Origin of the sequence: Vogesella indigofera (genome assembly GCF_003633895.1) — a bacterium.
Lineage (GTDB): Bacteria > Pseudomonadota > Gammaproteobacteria > Burkholderiales > Chromobacteriaceae > Vogesella > Vogesella indigofera.
Genome location: NZ_RBID01000016.1, coordinates 236,091 through 254,335 on the forward strand (window position 1 = coordinate 236,091; position 18,245 = coordinate 254,335).

16 protein-coding genes are annotated in these 18,245 nt (G+C 62.5%); 8 read left to right on the forward strand and 8 right to left on the reverse strand.

Annotation, left to right across the window (positions count from 1 at the left end; translation table 11 throughout):
- The first annotated feature begins 139 nt into the window (after window positions 1-139).
- The 3 genes from C8E02_RS12910 to C8E02_RS12920 all read left to right on the forward strand — a co-directional run bounded on the left by C8E02_RS12910 (window position 140) and on the right by C8E02_RS12920 (window position 4,796).
- Window positions 140-2,962 (forward strand): valine--tRNA ligase, encoded by a 2,823-nt coding sequence (locus tag C8E02_RS12910; protein ID WP_120811269.1) that lies wholly within the window; start codon window positions 140-142, stop codon window positions 2,960-2,962.
- Between the two features lie 52 nt (window positions 2,963-3,014).
- Window positions 3,015-3,680 carry an ATP-binding protein gene (locus tag C8E02_RS12915; protein WP_120811271.1) on the forward strand — a complete coding sequence of 222 codons (666 nt, stop codon included), beginning with the start codon at window positions 3,015-3,017 and terminating at the stop codon, window positions 3,678-3,680.
- A gap of 72 nt (window positions 3,681-3,752) precedes the next feature.
- A complete protein-coding gene (locus C8E02_RS12920) occupies window positions 3,753-4,796 on the forward strand; it encodes an AAA family ATPase (protein WP_120811273.1) in 1,044 nt (347 codons plus the stop codon).
- 982 nt (window positions 4,797-5,778) lie between these two features.
- Here C8E02_RS12920 and C8E02_RS12925 read toward each other — a convergent pair.
- Window positions 5,779-6,006, reverse strand: coding sequence for a hypothetical protein (locus C8E02_RS12925; protein ID WP_120811275.1), 228 nt, complete (start codon window positions 6,004-6,006; stop codon window positions 5,779-5,781).
- A 194-nt stretch (window positions 6,007-6,200) separates the two neighbouring features.
- Here C8E02_RS12925 and C8E02_RS12930 point away from each other — a divergent pair, with 194 nt between their 5' ends.
- Window positions 6,201-6,758, forward strand: a complete 558-nt coding sequence (locus tag C8E02_RS12930) for a nuclease-related domain-containing protein (protein ID WP_120811277.1) — start codon at window positions 6,201-6,203, stop codon at window positions 6,756-6,758.
- Entirely contained in the window at window positions 6,713-7,261 is a 549-nt protein-coding gene (locus C8E02_RS12935) for a hypothetical protein (protein WP_170152162.1), read from the forward strand. The genes C8E02_RS12930 and C8E02_RS12935 overlap by 46 nt, the downstream gene beginning before the upstream one ends.
- A 152-nt stretch (window positions 7,262-7,413) precedes the next feature.
- Here the strand turns inward: C8E02_RS12935 and C8E02_RS12940 are convergent, their stop codons facing one another.
- The 4 genes from C8E02_RS12940 to C8E02_RS12950 form a co-directional block, all read right to left on the reverse strand.
- Window positions 7,414-8,181, reverse strand: coding sequence for a slipin family protein (locus tag C8E02_RS12940; RefSeq protein ID WP_120811280.1), 768 nt, complete (start codon window positions 8,179-8,181; stop codon window positions 7,414-7,416).
- On the reverse strand, window positions 8,178-9,536 hold the full coding sequence (locus C8E02_RS12945; RefSeq protein WP_120811282.1) for an NfeD family protein: 1,359 nt from the start codon (window positions 9,534-9,536) through the stop codon (window positions 8,178-8,180). The genes C8E02_RS12940 and C8E02_RS12945 overlap by 4 nt, the downstream gene beginning before the upstream one ends.
- Before the next feature lie 319 nt (window positions 9,537-9,855).
- Window positions 9,856-9,984, reverse strand: a complete 129-nt coding sequence (locus C8E02_RS17750) for a hypothetical protein (RefSeq protein WP_255348020.1) — start codon at window positions 9,982-9,984, stop codon at window positions 9,856-9,858.
- A 305-nt stretch (window positions 9,985-10,289) separates the two neighbouring features.
- On the reverse strand, window positions 10,290-10,499 hold the full coding sequence (locus tag C8E02_RS12950; RefSeq protein ID WP_047966040.1) for a glycine zipper 2TM domain-containing protein: 210 nt from the start codon (window positions 10,497-10,499) through the stop codon (window positions 10,290-10,292).
- Window positions 10,500-10,723: 224 nt separating this feature from the next.
- On the opposite strand from C8E02_RS12950, the gene C8E02_RS12955 reads away from it, so the two are divergent.
- The gene (locus C8E02_RS12955; protein WP_147424499.1) at window positions 10,724-11,752 is read left to right on the forward strand and encodes an META domain-containing protein; all 1,029 of its coding nucleotides are present in this window, start codon (window positions 10,724-10,726) and stop codon (window positions 11,750-11,752) included.
- A 111-nt stretch (window positions 11,753-11,863) separates the two neighbouring features.
- Window positions 11,864-12,358 (forward strand): hypothetical protein, encoded by a 495-nt coding sequence (locus C8E02_RS12960; RefSeq protein WP_120811286.1) that lies wholly within the window; start codon window positions 11,864-11,866, stop codon window positions 12,356-12,358.
- 122 nt (window positions 12,359-12,480) lie between these two features.
- Here C8E02_RS12960 and C8E02_RS12965 read toward each other — a convergent pair whose 3' ends face one another.
- From C8E02_RS12965 to corA, 3 genes are all read right to left on the reverse strand, one after another.
- Window positions 12,481-12,900, reverse strand: a complete 420-nt coding sequence (locus C8E02_RS12965) for a helix-hairpin-helix domain-containing protein (RefSeq protein ID WP_120811288.1) — start codon at window positions 12,898-12,900, stop codon at window positions 12,481-12,483.
- Between the two features lie 136 nt (window positions 12,901-13,036).
- The gene (locus C8E02_RS12970; protein WP_120811290.1) at window positions 13,037-15,196 is read right to left on the reverse strand and encodes a malate synthase G; all 2,160 of its coding nucleotides are present in this window, start codon (window positions 15,194-15,196) and stop codon (window positions 13,037-13,039) included.
- A 133-nt stretch (window positions 15,197-15,329) separates the two neighbouring features.
- On the reverse strand, window positions 15,330-16,301 hold the full coding sequence (gene corA / locus C8E02_RS12975; RefSeq protein ID WP_120811292.1) for a magnesium/cobalt transporter CorA: 972 nt from the start codon (window positions 16,299-16,301) through the stop codon (window positions 15,330-15,332).
- Between the two features lie 141 nt (window positions 16,302-16,442).
- Between corA and C8E02_RS12980 the strand changes: the two genes are divergently transcribed.
- Window positions 16,443-18,206 (forward strand): ABC transporter transmembrane domain-containing protein, encoded by a 1,764-nt coding sequence (locus C8E02_RS12980; RefSeq protein WP_120811294.1) that lies wholly within the window; start codon window positions 16,443-16,445, stop codon window positions 18,204-18,206.
- Window positions 18,207-18,245 lie beyond the last annotated feature (39 nt).

An 18,245-nucleotide genomic window follows, 5' to 3' on the forward strand; every position in this document is an offset into this window, starting at 1 on the left:
CGCTGCGTGGCCGGCTGGCGCCAGTCGTTGGCGCTGACGCTTGCCGCCCGGCCGGCATAACGGATGCTGACGACGCTGTAGCCGATTCGGTTTATAATCGACGTCATTTTTCTGCATCGATAAAGACCGAATTCACACCATGACCACTGAACTTGCCAAAAGCTACGAGCCGGGCGACATCGAACGTCGCTGGTACGATCAATGGGAACAGTCCGGCTACTTCAAGCCGCACATGGACACCAGCAAACCCGCCTTCTGCATCCAGCTGCCGCCGCCCAACGTGACCGGCACCCTGCACATGGGCCACGCCTTCAACCAGACCATCATGGATGGCCTGACGCGCTACTACCGCATGAAGGGCGACAACACGGTGTGGATTCCGGGTACCGACCACGCCGGTATCGCCACCCAGATCGTGGTCGAGCGCCAGCTGGCCGAGCAGGGCATCAACCGCCACGACCTCGGCCGTGAAGCCTTCACCAGCAAGGTGTGGGAGTGGAAGGAGCAGTCCGGCGGCACTATCACCAGCCAGATGCGCCGCGTCGGCTGCTCGGTGGACTGGGACCGCGAATACTTCACCATGGACGACGTGCGCGCCGATACCGTTACCGAGGTATTCGTGCGCCTGTTCGAACAGGGCCTGATCTACCGTGGCAAGCGCCTGTCCAACTGGGACCCGAAACTGGGTACCGCCATCTCCGACCTCGAAGTGGTCTCCGAGGAAGAAGACGGCTTCATGTGGCACATCAAGTACCCGGTAGTGGGCAGCGACGAATTTGTGACCGTCGCCACCACCCGTCCGGAAACCCTGCTCGGTGACGTGGCCGTGGCCATCAACCCGACGGACGAGCGCTACCAGCACCTGCTGGGCAAGATGCTGGAACTGCCGCTCACCGGCCGCCAGATCCCGGTGATCGCCGACGACTACGTCGATGCCGCCTTCGGCACCGGCTTCGTCAAGATCACCCCGGCGCACGACTTCAACGACTATCAGGTCGGCAAGCGCCACAACACCCAGCTCATCAACGTGATGAGCCTGCAGGCGACCATCCTCGCCAAGGCGCAGCTGTTCGGCTTCGACGGCACCGCGCAGGGCACCATCGACCTGCCGGCCGCCTACGCCGGCCTGTCCACCGCCGACGCACGCAAGGCGATGCTGGCCGACCTCACCGCGCAGGGCCTGCTGCTGGAAGCCAAGCCGCACAAGCTGATGGTGCCGCGCGGCGACCGTACCGGCTCGGTGATCGAGCCGCTGCTCACCGACCAGTGGTTCGTGGCGATGAGCAAGGTCGGCGACGATGACGCCACCGGCAAATCCATCGCCCAGAAAGCCATCGACGCCGTCGAATCCGGCGAAGTGCGCTTCATCCCGGAAAACTGGGTCAACACCTACAACCAGTGGATGAACAACATCCAGGACTGGTGCATCAGCCGCCAGCTGTGGTGGGGCCATCAGATCCCGGCCTGGTATGACGAAGACGGCAACATCTACGTTGGCCGCAACGAAGCCGAGGCGCAAGCCAAGGCGCCGGGCAAGACCCTGCGCCGCGAACAGGACGTGCTGGACACCTGGTTCAGCTCCGCGCTGGTGCCGTTCTCCACCATGGGCTGGCCGGAAGACACCCCGGAACTGCGTGCCTTCGTACCGTCGCAGGTACTGGTCACCGGTTACGAGATCATCTTCTTCTGGGTGGCGCGCATGATCATGATGACCACTCACTTCACCGGCAAGGTGCCGTTCAAGGACGTGTACATCCACGGCATGGTGCGCGACCACGAAGGCAAGAAGATGTCGAAGTCGGAAGGCAACGTCATCGACCCGGTCGACCTGATCGACGGCATCGCGCTGGCGCCGCTGGTCGACAAGCGCACCACCGGCCTGCGCCGCCCGGAAAAGGCACCGCAGATCGCCAAGGCCACCGAAAAGCTGTTCCCGGACGGCATCCCGGCCTACGGTACTGATGCGCTGCGTTTCACCATGGCCAGCTACGCGACGCTGGGCCGCTCGGTCAACTTCGACTTCAAGCGCGCCGAAGGCTACCGCAACTTCTGCAACAAGCTGTGGAACGCCACCCGCTTCGTGATGATGAACGTGGAAGGCAAAGACTGCGGCCAGGACGAAAGCCTGCCGCTGGAATTCTCTTTCGTCGACAAGTGGATCATCGGCCGCCTGCAACAGGCCGAGCTGGACGTGACCGAAGCGCTGGAAACCTACCGCTTCGACCTCGCCGCGCAGACCGTGTACGAGTTCATCTGGAACGAATACTGCGACTGGTACGTCGAGTTGGCCAAGGTACAGCTGCAGACCGGCAACGAGGCACAGCAGCGCGCCACCCGCCGCACCATCGTGCGCGTGCTGGAAGTCGCCCTGCGCCTGACCCATCCGCTGATGCCGTTCATCACCGAAGAACTGTGGCAAACCGTCGCCCCGCTGGCCAACGCCAAGCACACCGATTCCATCATGGTCGCCGCCTGGCCGGTTGCCGTGCCCGAGAAGATCGACGCTGCGGCCAACGCGCGCATGGACGCGTTCAAGGACCTGGTCAACGCGGTGCGCAACCTGCGCGGTGAAATGGGCATCGGCCCGGCGGTGAAGGCGCCGCTGTTCATCGAAACCGCCGACGCGTCCATCGCCGAGTTCATCCCGTACCTGAAGCTGCTGGCCCGCCTGACCGAAGGCAGCATCGTGTCCGCCTTGCCGGAAGACGACTCCCCGGTCGCCATCAGCGGCGATGCCCGCCTGATGCTGAAGGTGGAAGTGGACAAGGCCGCCGAAACCGCACGCCTCACCAAGGAAATCGGCAAGGTCAGCGCCGAGCTGGAGAAGCTGACGGCGAAACTGGAAAAACCGGGCTACGTCGACAAGGCGCCTGCGCATCTGGTGGAGCGCGACAAAGCGCAGCTGGCTGAGCTGAATGACAAGCTGGAGAAGGTGAAGGGGCAGTTGGTGAAGCTCGGGTAAGATTCTTTTTTAAGAAATAGGGGCGAAAGCCCCTTTTTTTTGGATATTTAATATGACAATATTGTCGAGTATTTCGCTTAAAAATTACAAATGCTATAGAGAAGTGCAGAGTTTTTCGCTTAAAGACGCAACTTTCTTTATTGGTGGAAATAATGCAGGTAAGTCAGTTGTTTTGAAGGCGATACGTTGCTTTTTCAATTACGATGAAATGAATGTTAATGACTTCAATCAAACTGAATTAAGATCAAGAAAAGCAGGTGCAAATTCTCTGGAAATTGAGTTGTCTTTTGATGTGAGAGGTATTAGGAGCGATGCGAAATTTATCAAAGATTTAAGAAATAGTACTAAAAATAGTCAAGGACTTTTGAGTGTTGTAAAAAGGGCAATATATCGAGAGGTTAGTGATACGGTTGAATTTTATTATCAAGCTCGCTTGGATGATGAATTTGGTGGGCAGTCGTATTTTGATCTCAATGACAGTGTTGAGAATTTTTTGTCAAAATTCTCGGTTTCATATTTGCATCCCCAAGAGGCAGATAGGCTTTTGATGGAGGCGCAAGAAAAGTTAAAAATAAGGTTGCTCTCAAAGTTTGGTAGAGGCGCTGCACGCTTTGAGGCCATTGAAGGTTTGCAAAAGTCGTGGAATGAAATGAGGGAAGAGGCAAATCGAGATTTATCTGTAAATCTGACTGGCGAGCTTAGGAAGATTTGGCCTTAATCTACTGCAACGGTAGAGCTTCCACAGACTATTAATGAAATAGTTGCCATTTCTGAAATAAAATTTAAAGGGATGGATGCATTTCCGGAGGTCTCGCTTTCTGAGCAAGGTAATGGAATTCAATCAACTGTTCTTTATCAAACACATTATCTTTTAGATAGTGATAGAACTATTCATCGGGGTCGTTTGCATTTTCCGATTTGGTTGATTGAGGAGCCGGAGACGTTTTTGCACGCAGATATAGCATATAAACTAGGGAAATTGCTAGTTTCAGATGAGTGGCTTGGTGCTATTCAAATGGTTATTACTACTCACTCACCATTGATATTAGCGGCATCATCTTCGTCGGGTGATAATATTAGCTGGAGTCTGTTGAATCAAGGTCAGTTGGAGTTTTCTAAAGAAGTGTCTGAATTAGATGCAAGTGACTTTGATAGGGTTGGCGCCTGTCTTGGAGAGCCAAATTTTGAGGTTTATTTCAATGCTTCTAAGTTTGAAGATAGCTTGATTATTGAAGACTCTCGTGCTTTGACTGCAGATGTTTTAGTTAAGTCTGGTGTGCCGGTTACTAAGAGATTGACTGGGTCAAGTGAATTAAAGAAATACGTTGACACTCTCAGGGTTTTAGATTTAGATGTTTCATCTCGTGTTATTTTTTTGTTGGATAATGATAAAGGAGCAAGAGAGTTTAAATCTATTTTGCGTGAGGAGTGTGTTGAGGCGAGGCTGAATGGTTTTGTGCTTTACAAGATAAAAGACTATCTTTTTGTCATTTTGTTTCCGGAGGATATGGCAGTTGAGGATATGTTCTCAGAGTATGATGATAGTCTTTGTTCTGATGTGGATATTCTTTATGATTTCAATGAACATGCTAATGATGGTGGCGCCACGGTGACAAGGGCAGTGCCGCCGGATCTGTCTAGGGCGCATGCTGAAATTCGAGGAAAATCTAAGGTTGGATCTGTTTCAGAAGCAAAGCGACAAATTGCAAAGTGCCAAGATGTTAAAGATAGATTTTGGGTGCGGGTGGAAAAAGAAGAATTAATGATTGATAATCTATGTTCTGAATCTATCAGAAATCTGCTAGTTGTTTCTGGGTGGCGTGGCTTAAATTAATCGGATGCTTAGATTTTTTGTCGCATATGATGGTGTGCATCAAAAACGATAGGTTGGATTGAGTGAAGTGAAGCTTAATGTTCTCCGTATCGTATTTTAAGATGAACTGTAATCCATATGAGTTACAGCACGGTAGGTTGTGCTGAATGAAATGAAGTCCAACATTCATCGTGTAAAACCAAGGTTGGTTGTAGAGTGTTACTGGTTTGCGCTCAACCTTGTTTTTGAATGTGGTATCCGCTGCGCGGATATTTTTTTATTTGCCGCTTTCCGCGCGGCGGCGGCTTACTTTCTTTTGCTTCGCCTAAAAGAAAGTAAGCAAAGAAAAGGCGACCCGAAGGGGCAAGAATTCCCGTGCAAACTGCCGCCATCCCGGCGCCGCCCATACGCTTCGCTCAAAAGAGGGCGGCTTGTTTCCGGGCTGGCGGCAGTTTGCACGGCTTGCCCCAACGGGACGGGCGCGCCGGTTCGGTTTTGGCTGACGGTTGACGGTGTCCGGTGTTGACGCGGCAGATGGGGGGCGTGGCGGGTCGATTCTGGCTGCCGTTTGGCGGTGACGGTAGTTGTAGGTTGGCGCTGAGCTTGCGAAGCCCAACGTTCACCGCGTCAATCAAAGGTTGGCCGCAAGCCCGTAGGGTGCGTCACCCGGCTCGCCGGGCGACGCACCGTCGATGCTCAAACGTTGGCCGCAGTGGGTAGCCTGGATAAGCCGTAGGCGCATCCGGGGTTGGAGCACGGGTGAAGGCACAGGCAATGACGGATGCGGGTTCCCGGATGCGGCTTCGCCTTATCCAGGCTACGGTGTTGTGTCGCCCAACGCCTGCCGCGCGTTTTTCAACGTTGGCCGCGTACCATTTCAGACCTGTAGGGTGTCGTCACCCGGCTTGCCGGGCGACGCACCGTTGATGCGCAAACGTTGGCCGCAAACCATTATCGGTTTGCGGCCAACGTTGTTTTGCGCTTGGTTACGCCGCAGCCATGCTCAGGCCAGCAGGCGGCAATGCCATTGCTTCAGATCGGCGGGAATGCCGAGGTCGCGCGGGTTGCCGAAGGGGGGCCACGGACTGTGGCCTTCGGCCAGCGCTCTGGCGGCTTCTTCCGGGGTCGGGTAGGCGGCCAGCGCCTCGCCCTCGTGCATGATGTGGTAGCTGCCATCGAGCGGCACGATCTCGAAGGGGCCGTAGCGTGTGTCGTAGGTCCAGCATTTCATGATGATGCCTCCTTACTTTTAATGGTAGTCGACATGGCGCGGTGCGGCAGATTGAGCTGCATAAAATGCAGTTCGATACTTATTGGCCCCGAAGGTTGGCCGCAAGATGGCTTGTAGTGTTTGCCGACATGGCAACGATGACTGCATGACGAGGTTATAATACGGCTTCCTGTCCAAAAAACTGCACCTCATCCATGATCCTGAAAGAAAAGACTTTTACCGAAGCCCGTGACTGGAAGCAGGCGGCGGGTGACGCGGCTGAAAAAGAGATGGCGTTTTATCTGCGCCGCTATTTCGGTGACGACAGCGAGGTGTATGTGCTGAACGATATCCGGCTGGAGATGGATGGCGATGCGGCGCAGATGGACCATGTGCTGATTCATCCCGCCGGATTGACCATCATCGAGAGCAAGAGCGTGGCCGGCAAGCTGCAGATGAAGGCGGGTGGCGAGTGGCTGCGCTGGTATGACGACCGCTCGTCCGGCATGGCGTCGCCGATTGTGCAGGCCAAGCTGCAGGCGGAGTTCTTGCGCAAGTTTTTGCGCCGCATGGCCAAGCAGCCGCAGGTCATTGATGCGCTGGCTATCGATTTCATGATCGCCATTTCCAGCAAGGGTCAGTTCATCGCCCCAAGGGCGAGACGGTGGCCGAGGTATGCAAGGCCGACTTGGTGGGGGAGCGTATTCGCGCCAAGGTGGCCGGGGCGGTGGCATTTCCGGCGCCGTACCGCAAGATTCTGGGCGAGTACATGAGCCGGATGCATACGCCCAGGGCGCAGCCGGCGCCAGTTGCGCCTGCACCGGTAGCGGAAGCGCCGGTGGCGCGGGAACCGGCTCGCGAGTATGCGGCGACACTGGTCGAGGTGGTGATGGCCGCGTCGGCCAGTCCGCTAAAGCCGGCCGCAACGCCGCCGGTCGCGGCGCCGGCGTATCGTCATCTGGATTACATCGGCGACAAACTGCGCCAGGCCGGCTTCTGGGAACGGCTGCTGCGTGACGAGGGGCCGCAAAAGGAATATGTGACGTATTGCAAGGCGTGTGCCTCGCAGCAGCTGGAATTTCGCTATGGCAAATATGGCTACTATCTGAAGTGCCTGGCGTGTGGCGAGAATACCGGCATCAAGCCGGACTGCCGTTTGTGTGGTCGTCAGGCCCGGCTGCGCAAGGAGAGCGAGTTGCTGTATGTCGAGTGCGAGGCCTGCAAGCTGAGCGAGGTGCTGCACCGCAATGACCGGCCGCTGCCGAATCTGCCCTGAAGTAGCCCGTGTGCCGCCAGTCGCGGTAATGGTCTGTACCTGAAGGTTGGCCGCAAGCGAAAAACGCTTGCGGCCAACCTTTTTGCATCTGCGCGGTCGTTGCGCGCTGTCGCTGCGTGATGGGGCAGCGCTTGCCGCCGCCGCGCCTCGCTTCATTCCGGCGGGGTTTTGCCGCCGCGCAGCGCCTGCAGGATGTCCATCGGGAACACGATGGTGGAGCTCTTGTCGCCGGCGATCTGCGTCAGCGTTTGCATGTAGCGCAGTTGCATTGCTTCCGGTTGCTGAGCCAGCATGCGCGCCGCGCCCAGTAGCTTTTCCGATGCCTGCAGCTCGCCCTCGGCGTGGATGATCTTGGCGCGCCGTTCACGTTCGGCCTCGGCCTGGCGGGCGATGGCGCGGATCATCGATTCGTTGAGGTCGACGTGCTTGATCTCGACATTGGACACCTTGATGCCCCAGCCGTCGGTCTGCACGTCGAGCGCCTTCTGGATGTCCAGATTCAGCCGTTCGCGCTCGGCCAGCATCTCGTCCAGTTCGTGCTTGCCCAGCACCGAACGCAGTGTGGTCTGCGCCAGCTGGCTGGTGGCCTCCAGGAAGTTGGCGACTTGGATGATGGCGCGTTCCGGATCGACCACGCGGAAGTAGAGCACGGCGTTGACCTTCACCGACACGTTGTCGTGCGAGATCACATCCTGCGACGGCACGTCCATCACCACCGTGCGCAGGTCGACGCGCACCATCTGCTGCACGCCGGGGATCAGCAGGACCAGCCCCGGCCCCTTCACCCGCCAGAAGCGGCCGAGCATGAACACCACGCCGCGCTGGTACTCGCGCAGGATGCGGAACGACGACGCGATCAGCAGCAGTACCAGTAGTGTCAGGATCAGTATTAACAAGCCACCGCCCATTTCGTAACTCATGGTGATTCTCCTTTGTCGGTGTCGCTGCTTGGCGTCACCTCCAGTAGCAGCCCTTGCCGTGCCGTCACCCGCACCGGCTGGCCGCGTTTCAGTGGCGTCGCACTGTGCACGCGCCAGCATTCGCCGCGGATGCTGGCCCAGCCTTCGCTGTCCAGATCGTCGAGCATTTCGCCGTGGCTGCCGATCAGCGCCACTTCGCCGCCGACTTGTGGCTGGCGGCGGGCCTTGAGCGCCATGCCGCTGACCAGAAACACGAACAGGCCGGAGATGGCCGCCAGCGCCACGATCAGCCCCAGTGGCACGCCGAGGCCGGGCTGTTCGGTATCGACCAGCATCACCCCGCCGATGACGAAGGCGACGATGCCGCCCAGTCCCAGCGTGCCGAAGCTGGGCAGGAAGGCCTCGGCGATCATGCAGCCCAGCCCCAGCAGCACCAGCGCCAGCCCGGCGTAGTTGACCGGCAGCATTTGCAGCGCGTACAGCCCCAGCAGCAGGCAGGTGGCGCCAACCACGCCGGGCAGCACGAAGCCGGGATTGGAAAATTCGAACAGCAGGCCGTAGATGCCCAGCAGCATCAGGATCATCGCCACGCTGGGGTCGGTGATCACGCCCAGGAAGCGGCTGCGCCAGTCCGGTGGCAGGGTGATGACTGCGGCGCCGGCGGTGTGCAGCACCCGTGTGCCGCTGGCCATCGGCACGCTGCGGCCGTCCAGCCGCTGCAGCAGGTCGGGGATGTCGCGCGCGGTGAGATCCACCACCCGCAGCGCCAGCGCGTCGCCGGCCGACAGGCTGACGGCCTCGCGCACCGCGCGCTCGGCCCATTCCACGTTGCGACCGCGCAGCTGCGCCAGGCCGCGGATGTAGGCGGCGGCGTCGTTCACCTGTTTGCGGCTCAGTGCATCCTGGTTGCTGCTGGCCGGGGCGCTGCTGTCGGGCTTGCCGGCCTTGTCCGGCGGGCCGGTCATGCCGATCTGCACCGGGGTGGCGGCGCCGAGGTTGGTGCCGGGGGCCATCGCGGCGATGTGGCTGGCGTACAGGATGTAGGTGCCGGCGCTGGCGGCGCGGGCGCCGCTGGGGGCGACGAAGCTGGCCACCGGCACCGGCGAGGCGAGGATGGCCTTGATGATCTGCCGCATCGAGGTGTCCAGCCCGCCGGGGGTGTCCATCTGCAGTACCGCCAGCTGCGCGCCTTCGCGCTGCGCACGCGCTAGGCTGCGGCCAACATGGTCGGCGCTGGCCGGGCCGATGGCGCCGCTAAGCGGGATGACGACGACCGGTGCCGGCGTGGCCGCTGCCGTCAGGCCAGGCAGCAGGGCCAGCCAGACCACGGCGATGAACTGCCACAGCTTGCTCATTGCAGGACTCCGCGCCATGGGGGCGCTGCTTTCAGTCTAGACCATGGTGCCGCTCGCCATGCGCGGGCGCGCGCGGTCTGCCGCGTGGCCCTGCGGCCGGGGCAGTGTCAGTTTGCGAGGCTGGATTGCGGTTTGCGCGATGCGTTCGCGCTTGCAGGCTGGCGTGCAGGTGTTTAGCGCCCGTTCGCTGTTGGCGTCGGGGTGAGCTTCATGACGTGGTGAGGGGCGAGTGGCTCGCCTGCTGCTGCCTGGCGCGGGAGTCGTGACCAGGCAGCGTAAGGGGCTCGTTACTGGTGGACGGGGTAAAAGCGGGCGGGGTTCAGTGCGGGGGTAGCAGAGGAGGGGTGTCGCCAGCGTGTTTCTTCAGCTGCTTGGCGGCGCGTTTCTCCTTCGGCGTGTGCTGTGCCTGCTTTTTCGCTTCCTTGGTGCTGTGTCGGATTTTGCCCATGATGCTGCTCCTTGGCGAAGTCGCGGCGGGAGGTCGCGGCTCATACCGCAGTATAGCCGCTGATCGCCGGCTGACCATGTGCCGATGCGGCGGTCTGGTGTGCCGGTGCTGTCGTTAATGGTCTGTTCTGTAACGGTTTTTCGGTGCAGTGTCTGTGTGCCGCTTGCCGGCTGCGCGCTGTCGGGTGTGGCGCTGTCTGCGGCCAACGTTGGCCGCCACAAACAAAACCGCCGTCACGGCAGCGTGACGGCGGTTTTGTGGCCGGGCACGCAGTGCGCGCCCGGTGCTTGTAACGGCGTGGCGGCTTACTTGATGCCGCCGTTGCCGATGACGCCGCCGACGGCCGCGCCACCAAGGGTGCCGAGGGTGTCGCCGCCGGTCAGGACCGAGCCGGCCACGCCGCCGATGGCAGCGCCGATGGCGGCGTTACGCTGGTTCTGGGTCATGCCGGCGCAGCCGGTCAGTGCCGCGATGGCGGCCAGCAGGATCAGCGAACGGGTCAGGGTTTGTTGCATGGTGTACTCCTAGAATGGGGCTGGTGGGGAATGGGCCAGCTGATGCTGTTCACCGCACTTAGAAGGCATACTGGTGGCCAAGTTCCGTACCGCTGGCGAATGGCGGCGCATTTCGCCGCTACCAGCCGCCGCCGGCCGTTTGCGCGTGGCCGGCCAGCGCTGCGGAACGCTCCGGCACCGGGCCGGTCCCAGCCTGTCCCTTACTGTCCACCAAGGAGTCTGCGTTGCTGAAATCCTCACTCATGCGCGGCCTGCTGCTGTTGCTGCCGCTCACGCCGCTGCCGGCGCCTGCGCAGTCGCTGCCCGACTATCCGGCCACCTATCGCGGCGAGCTGCCGTGTGCCGATTGCGCCGGCGTCAGCTGGCAGCTGGATCTGTGGGACGAGCGCTATTACACCCTGCGCCAGGTTTATCGCAGCAAGCCGCAGCCGCTGCAGCACGACCAGATGGGCGTCTGGCGCATGGAGGATGGCCGGCTGCATCTCAGTGCCGCCAACGAGGCGCCGCTGCTGTTTGCGGTGCGCAACAAGCGGCTGACCAAGCTCGACAGCGACGGTCGCCTGATCGTGTCGCGCCTCAACTATTCGCTGCGCCGCGCGCGCCAGTTTGCGCCGATCGAACCGCGGCTGCAGCTGAGCGGCCTGTACCAGTACATGGCCGATGCCGGCACCATCGAGCTGTGCGAGCTGGGCATGCGCCTGCCGGTGGTGGCGGAGGGCGACAACGTCGCGCTGGAGCGCGCCTATCTGGCCACGCGGCAGCGGCCGGGCGAGCGCCTGCTGGTGCGGATGGAGGCGACGCTGGCACCACGCCACGACGAGGCCGGCTACCGGCTGAGCGTGATTCCGCAGCGCTTTGGCAGCATCAGCCAGCGCCAGCGCTGCGATGGCGCCGTGCCGGACACCACCCTGCAACGGCTGCAGCAGGAGCGCTGGCACTTGCGCACGCTGGCGGGCAAGCCGATCGCCGCCAATGTGGCACGGCCGTATTTCGAGCTGGATGCCGCCACGCAGCGGGTGAGCGGCGTGGCCGGTTGCAACCGCTTCGGCGGCAGTTACCGTCTGTCGCCGGCCAAGCTGCGCTTCCGCCAGCTGGCCAGCACGCGGCAGGCCTGCCCGCAGCCGCAGGAGATCGAGCCGGCCTTCCTTGCCGCGCTGAAATCAGCGAGGCGCTGGCAATGGCAGGGCGGCGACTTGCTGTTGCTGGACGAGCACGGCCAGCAGCTGGCGAGCCTGATGCCGCTGCTGCCCTAGGGTTGGCCGCGGCGGCTGACGCAGGTCATTTCACTGGCATGGTGCTGATGGTATGTTGTGTGGCCACGCGTCGCGGCCGAGCGGCACGTGCTTTGCACAAGGGGAGAGAAGATGAGATACCGCTCAACGCTGCTGCTGGCCTTGCTGGCACCGCTGCTGGCACAAGCCGGCGAGCCCAGCCCGGTGGAGAATGCCGTGGATGCCAAGATCAAGACCTGCATGGCACCGCTGAAGAAGGTGGCCAGTTTTATCGTCAAGGACGGCGGCCATGCCTCGCACGATATCTGGAATGACAAAGACGCCGACCGCCGGCCGTTTTCCAGCCTGATCGCCAAGAAGTATTCGGATGGCGACAGCCACGTGTCGATGAGCGTCGGCCCGGACAAATCGGGCCGGTGTTCGGCGGAATACAACGAAACGGCGTACTGGCCGAAGGCCTGCACCGTGCTGCGCGAGGAAATCTACGGCGAGTTCAAGTATCACGCATCGCTGAACGAGAGCACCACCATCCTGCGCAACGACGACAAGTCGGTGTACGTGTACCTGACGCCGCAGATGCAGGGCAACGGTTGTCTCAGCACTCGCCGCGAGGTGATTTACTACTGAGCGGCCGTTGCCAGGGTTGGCCGCAGCGTTGCGGCCAACCCTGGGCACAACCCAAAAAACGCGCCATCCCCGGATGGCGCGTTGTCGTTGGCGGATGGTGTACTGCGAGTGCCCGGACCGGCTCAGTTGCCCTTGCCTTTGCCGCCACCGTTACCGCCGCCACCGCCGTTACCCCCGCGCTGGCTGCCGCCACTCTTGCCCTTGCTGCCGGGGCTGCCCAGATCAACGGTGCTGCTCTTGCTGGCCGGGATGGCGGCCCGCACGCCGGGAATGGCCGGCGCAGTGCCGGAACGGGTGGTGACCGGCTTGCCGTTGATGGTCAGCGATGCGCGCACGCGGTTGAGATCGCCCTGGGTGATGCCCTTGATCGCCAGCAGGTCACGGCTGCTGCTAAAGGTGGTGCTCAGCTGCGCGTCGACGATGCGCTGCGCATCGGCGGTGCTGAAACCGGCGGCCACCAGCTCGTCGTAGCTGGCGTCGTTGATGTCCAGCGCCATGGCCGGCGCCGCCAGCAGGCTGAGCAGGATGATCAGTTGCTTCATGGTGTCCTCCCGGATAAGCGACAGTGCAGTATAGTTCGCGCCGCCGCGGGCGCCGGCCTTGTTGCGTCGGCGTGTCCGGCATGAAAAAACGCGCCATCGGTGATGGCGCGTTTGCGGGGCGATGGGGCGGTGGCGCTTACTGCGCCTTGGCCACGAGACGCCAGGCGTGCAGCAGCGGCTCGGTGTAGCCGGACGGCTGCGCGCAGCCCTTGAACACCAGGTCGCAGGCGGCCTTGAAGGCAACGGATGTCTCGAAATTGCCGGCCATGTTCTGGTACAGCGGGTCGCCGGCGTTCTGCTGGTCCACCACTGCCGCCATGCGCTTGAGCGTTTCCATCACCTGCGCCTCGCTGGTGATGCCGTGGCGCAGCCAGTTGGCAATGTGCTGGCTGGAGATGCGCAGCGTGGCACGGTCTTCCATCAGGCCGACGTTGTGGATGTCCGGCACCTTGGAGCAGCCGACGCCCTGGTCGATCCAGCGCACCACGTAGCCGAGGATGCCCTGCGCGTTGTTGTCCAGCTCCTGCTGGATTTCGGTGGCGCTCCACTGAGGGTTGGCCGCAACCGGAATGGTCAGCAGCTCGTCCAGCACGTCGATTTGCTGGCCTTCCAGCCCTTGTTGAACCTGTTGCACGTTGACCTGGTGGTAGTGCAGCGCGTGCAGCACGGCGGCGGTGGGCGACGGCACCCAGGCGGTGTTGGCGCCGGCTTTCGGGTGGCCGATCTTCTGCTTCAGCATTTCTGCCATCAGGTCCGGCATCGCCCACATGCCCTTGCCGATCTGGGCGTGGCCGCGCAGGCCGCAATCGAGGCCGACCTGCACATTGCTGCGCTCGTAGGCGGTGATCCACTTGCTGGTCTTCATGTCGCCCTTGCGGATCATCGGGCCGGCTTCCATCGCGGTGTGCATCTCGTCACCGGTACGGTCGAGGAAGCCGGTGTTGATGAAGGCGACGCGGTGGCGCGCGGCGGCGATGCAGGCCTTGAGGTTGACGCTGGTGCGGCGCTCCTCGTCCATGATGCCCAGCTTCACGGTGTACTGCGGCAGGCCGAGCAGGCTTTCCACCGCGCCGAACAGCTCGTTGGCGAACGCCACTTCGTCCGGGCCGTGCATCTTCGGCTTCACGATGTAGATGGAGCCGGCGCGCGAGTTGCCGCGGCGCTGCTGGTCGTGCAGCGCGATCAGGGTGGTGACCACCGCGTCCATGATGCCTTCCGGAATCTCGCGGCCGTCGCCGTCGAGGATGGCCGGGTTGCTCATCAGGTGGCCGACGTTGCGGATGAACATCAGGCTGCGGCCGTGCAGGCTCAGCGTGTCGCCAGCCGGCGTCTGGTACTGGCGGTCGGCATTCAGGCGGCGGGTGATGGTTTTATCGCCCTTGCTGACTTCCTCGACCAGATCGCCCTTCATCAGGCCCAGCCAGTTGCGATAAACGACCACCTTGTCGTCGGCATCGACGGCGGCGACGGAGTCTTCGCAGTCCATGATGGTGCTGATCGCGGCCTCCATCACGATGTCCTTGACGCCGGCTGCGTCCTGCGCGCCGATGGCGCTGTTCTTGTCGATCTGGATTTCGAAGTGCAGGCCGTTCTGTTTCAGCAGGATGGCGCTCGGCGCGGCGGCGTCGCCGTTGAAGCCGATGAACTGGCCAGGCTGCTTCAGGCCGCTGCGGCTGCCGTCGTTCAGTTGTACCTGCAGCTGGCCGGCGACCACGGTATAGGCGGTGGCGTCAAAGTGCGAGCCGTTCTCCAGCGTTGCCGCCTGGTCGAGGAAATCGCGACCGAAGGCGATCACCTTGCCGCCGCGTACCGCGTTGTAGCCGCCGGCACGGCTGGCGCCGCCGTCTTCGCTGATGGCGTCGGTGCCGTACAGCGCGTCGTACAGGCTGCCCCAGCGCGCGTTGGCCGCGTTCAGCGCATAGCGCGCGTTCATCACCGGCACCACCAGCTGCGGGCCGGCCTGTTCCGCGATCTCGCTGTCGATGTTGCTGGTGCTGATCTGCGCGTCGGCCGGTACCGGTTTCAGGTAGCCGATGCCGGTGAGAAAGGCCTTGTAGCCGGCCATGTCGGCGATCGGGCCGGGATGGGCGCGGTGCCAGGCGTCGATCTCGCTTTGCAGGCGGTCGCGCTCGGCCAGCAGCGCGCGGTTCTTCGGCGCCAGCGTGTGCACCAGCGCATCAAAACCCTGCCAGAAGGCGGCGGCATCGACGCCGGTGCCGGGCAGCGCTTCCTGTTCGATGAAGTGGTAAAGGTTGGCCGCAACTTGCAGGCGGTGGCTCTGGATACGCGCAGTCATGAAGTTTCTCTCTGTGTTGTCTTGCGTCGGATGAGGACGCTTTGCTTAAGCGGATGATCCGAGTGTACTGATGTCAGGGTGAGGGTAAAAGCGCCAATAATCGATAACATCTTTTACTTTTAGTTGGGTAATGCTACAGCCAGCCGGCGCGGCGGAAGCGGCGCCACAGCAGCACATCCAGCACCACCATGCTCAGCAGTGACAGCGGGTAGCCCAGCGGCGTGCGCAGCTCCGGCATGTAGTCGAAGTTCATGCCGTAGATGCCGGCGATCATGGTCGGCACCGCGAACAGCGCGGCGTAGGCGGCCAGCTTCTTGCTGATGCTGCTTTCGTCCAGCGAGATCATCGCGATATTGACCTGGATGGCGGTGGCCAGCAGGTCGCGCTGCGATTCCACGGTATGCAGGATGCGCGACAAGTGATCGTCCACGTCACGGAAATATTCCGGCAGCTCGTGGCACGGTGGCGGCACGCGGCCACCGTACAGCCGCGCAGTGGCCTCGTGCAGCGGCGCGGCGGCGTGGTGGACGGTGATCAATTTGCGCTTGAGCGCGTACAGCGCCGCGATATTGCGCCGCGCCGAGCCACCCTTGAGAAACAGCCGGCCTTCGATGCTGTCCAGCTCGTCTTCCAGCTGGTGGATCACGGCCAGGTAGCGGTCGACCACCGCATCCATCAGCGCGTACAGCACGAAGCCGCTGCCGTGCGCCAGCAGGTGCGGCTCGCGCTCGCAGCGTGCGCGCACGTCCTGGAAGCCCTTGCGCGTCTGGTTGCGGATCGACAGCAGGAAGTTGCGGCCAACGAACAGGTCGACCTCGCCGACGTGGATGCCGTTCTCGCGGTCCGGCTCCAGCGTCTTCATCACCAGAAACAGGGTGTCGCCGTATTCGTCCAGCTTCGGGCGCTGGTGGCCGTGCAGCGCGTCCTCCACCGCCAGCGGGTGCAGCGCGAACTGGTGGCCGAAGTGGCTGATTTCGTCCGGGGTCGGGTCTTGCAGCGCGACCCACACCAGGCAGTCCGGCTTGGCCAGGTGTTCGGGAATGGTGTTTACCGGGATGTCGCCGAGTTTTTGGCCGTTGTGGTAGGCAACGCAGTTGATCAGCATGACGGGCCTTGTGGTGGTCGGCGCCGGCCGCCGGCAGGGCAGGCGGCGCCGGATGGGGATGGCAATTGCGGTGCCGCTCTTGAAAAAAGCGTACCGTTGCGGCACTTGTTACGCATCGTATGCTAATTGTGGAGTGCTGCCGTGGCTAGCCCAGGTTTATTGCAACGTCTTACCCCGCTGTCCGGGTTGTGGCCGTTTTTACGGCCGTATCGCGGCCGTGCACTGCTGGCCGCGCTGGCGCTGCTGGTGGCGGCCACGGCCACGCTGCTGCTGCCGGTGGCGTTCCGCTACCTGATCGACCACGCCTTCGTGCAGCGCGAGGCGGTCGACGGCTACTTTCTGGCGCTGTTGGCGCTGGCGCTGGTACTGGCGCTGTTCACCGCGCTGCGTTTCTATCTGGTGTCGTGGCTGGGTGAGCGCGTCACCGCCGACGTGCGCAGCGCGGTGTACCGCCACGTGATCCGCATGAGTCCGGAATACTTCGAGACGCTGCAAACCGGCGAGGTGCTGTCGCGGCTGACCACCGACACCACGCTGGTGCAGACCGTGATCGGTACCAGCCTGTCGATGGGGCTGCGCAACATCCTGCTGATGCTGGGCGGGCTGGTGATGCTGGCGGTGACCAGCCCCAGCCTGACCGGCTACATCCTGGTGACGCTGTTGCTGGTGATCCTGCCTATCCTGATCTTCGGCCGCCGCGTGCGCGCCTTGTCGCGCTCCAGCCAGGACCGCATCGCCGATTCCAGCGCCATGGCCGGCGAGACGCTGAACGCGGTGCAGACGGTGCAGGCCTTCGCGCAGGAGGCGCGCGAAACCGTGCGTTTCGACGGCTCGGTGGCGCTCAGCTTCGACACCGCGCTGGCGCGCATCCGCGCCCGTTCGCAGCTGACGGCGGTGGTGATCATGCTGGTGTTCGGCGCGGTGGTGTTCGTGCTGTGGCTGGGCGCACGCGCGGTGCTGGCCGGCGAGATGTCCAGCGGCCTCTTGGCGCAGTTCATCCTCTACGCGGTGGTGACCGCCGGCGCCATCGGCGCGGTGGCCGAGGTGTGGGGTGACCTGCAGCGTGCCGCCGGCGCCACCGAGCGGCTGATGGCACTGCTGGCACAGCGCTCGCCGGTACAGCCGCCGGCGCAGCCGCTGCCCTTGCCGGCAACGGGCGACGGCCTTCAATTGCAAGACGTCGGCTTCGCCTACCCGTCACGCCCCGGGCAGCCGTCGCTGTCCGGCATCACCCTCGCCATCCGCCCCGGCGAACAGGTGGCGCTGGTCGGGCCGTCCGGCGCCGGCAAGACCACGCTGTTCCAGCTGCTGCTGCGCTTTTACGATCCGCAGGTTGGCCGCATCACGCTGAACGGCACCGATATCGCGCAGCTGAATCCGCAGGCGCTGCGCCGCCACATCGGCATCGTGCTGCAGGACACGGTGATTTTCGGCGCCAGCGCGCTGGAGAACATCCGCTACGGCCGGCCCGACGCGACGGACGAGGAGGTGTTCGCCGCCGCCCGCGCCGCCGCCGCGCACGAATTCATCGAGCGCCTGCCGGAGGGCTATCACAGCTATCTGGGCGAGCGCGGCGTGCGCCTGTCCGGCGGCCAGCGCCAGCGCATCGCCATTGCGCGCGCCATCCTGAAAAACCCGCCCATCCTGCTGCTGGACGAGGCCACCAGCGCGCTGGACGCCGAATCGGAACAGCTGGTGCAGCAGGCGCTGGAGCGCGCCGCCGCCGGGCGCACCACCATCGTCATCGCCCACCGCCTGGCCACCGTGAAGCAGGCCGACCGCATCGTGGTGCTGGAGCAGGGCCGCATCGTGGCGGAGGGCACCCACGCCGAGCTGCTGCAGCGCTCGCCGCTGTACGCCAGGCTGGCCGCCTTGCAGTTCGGGCTGGCCGAGGTGGCGGCCTGAGCTGCGGCCAACCTTGTTGCGAGAGGCAAGGGCGGCGAT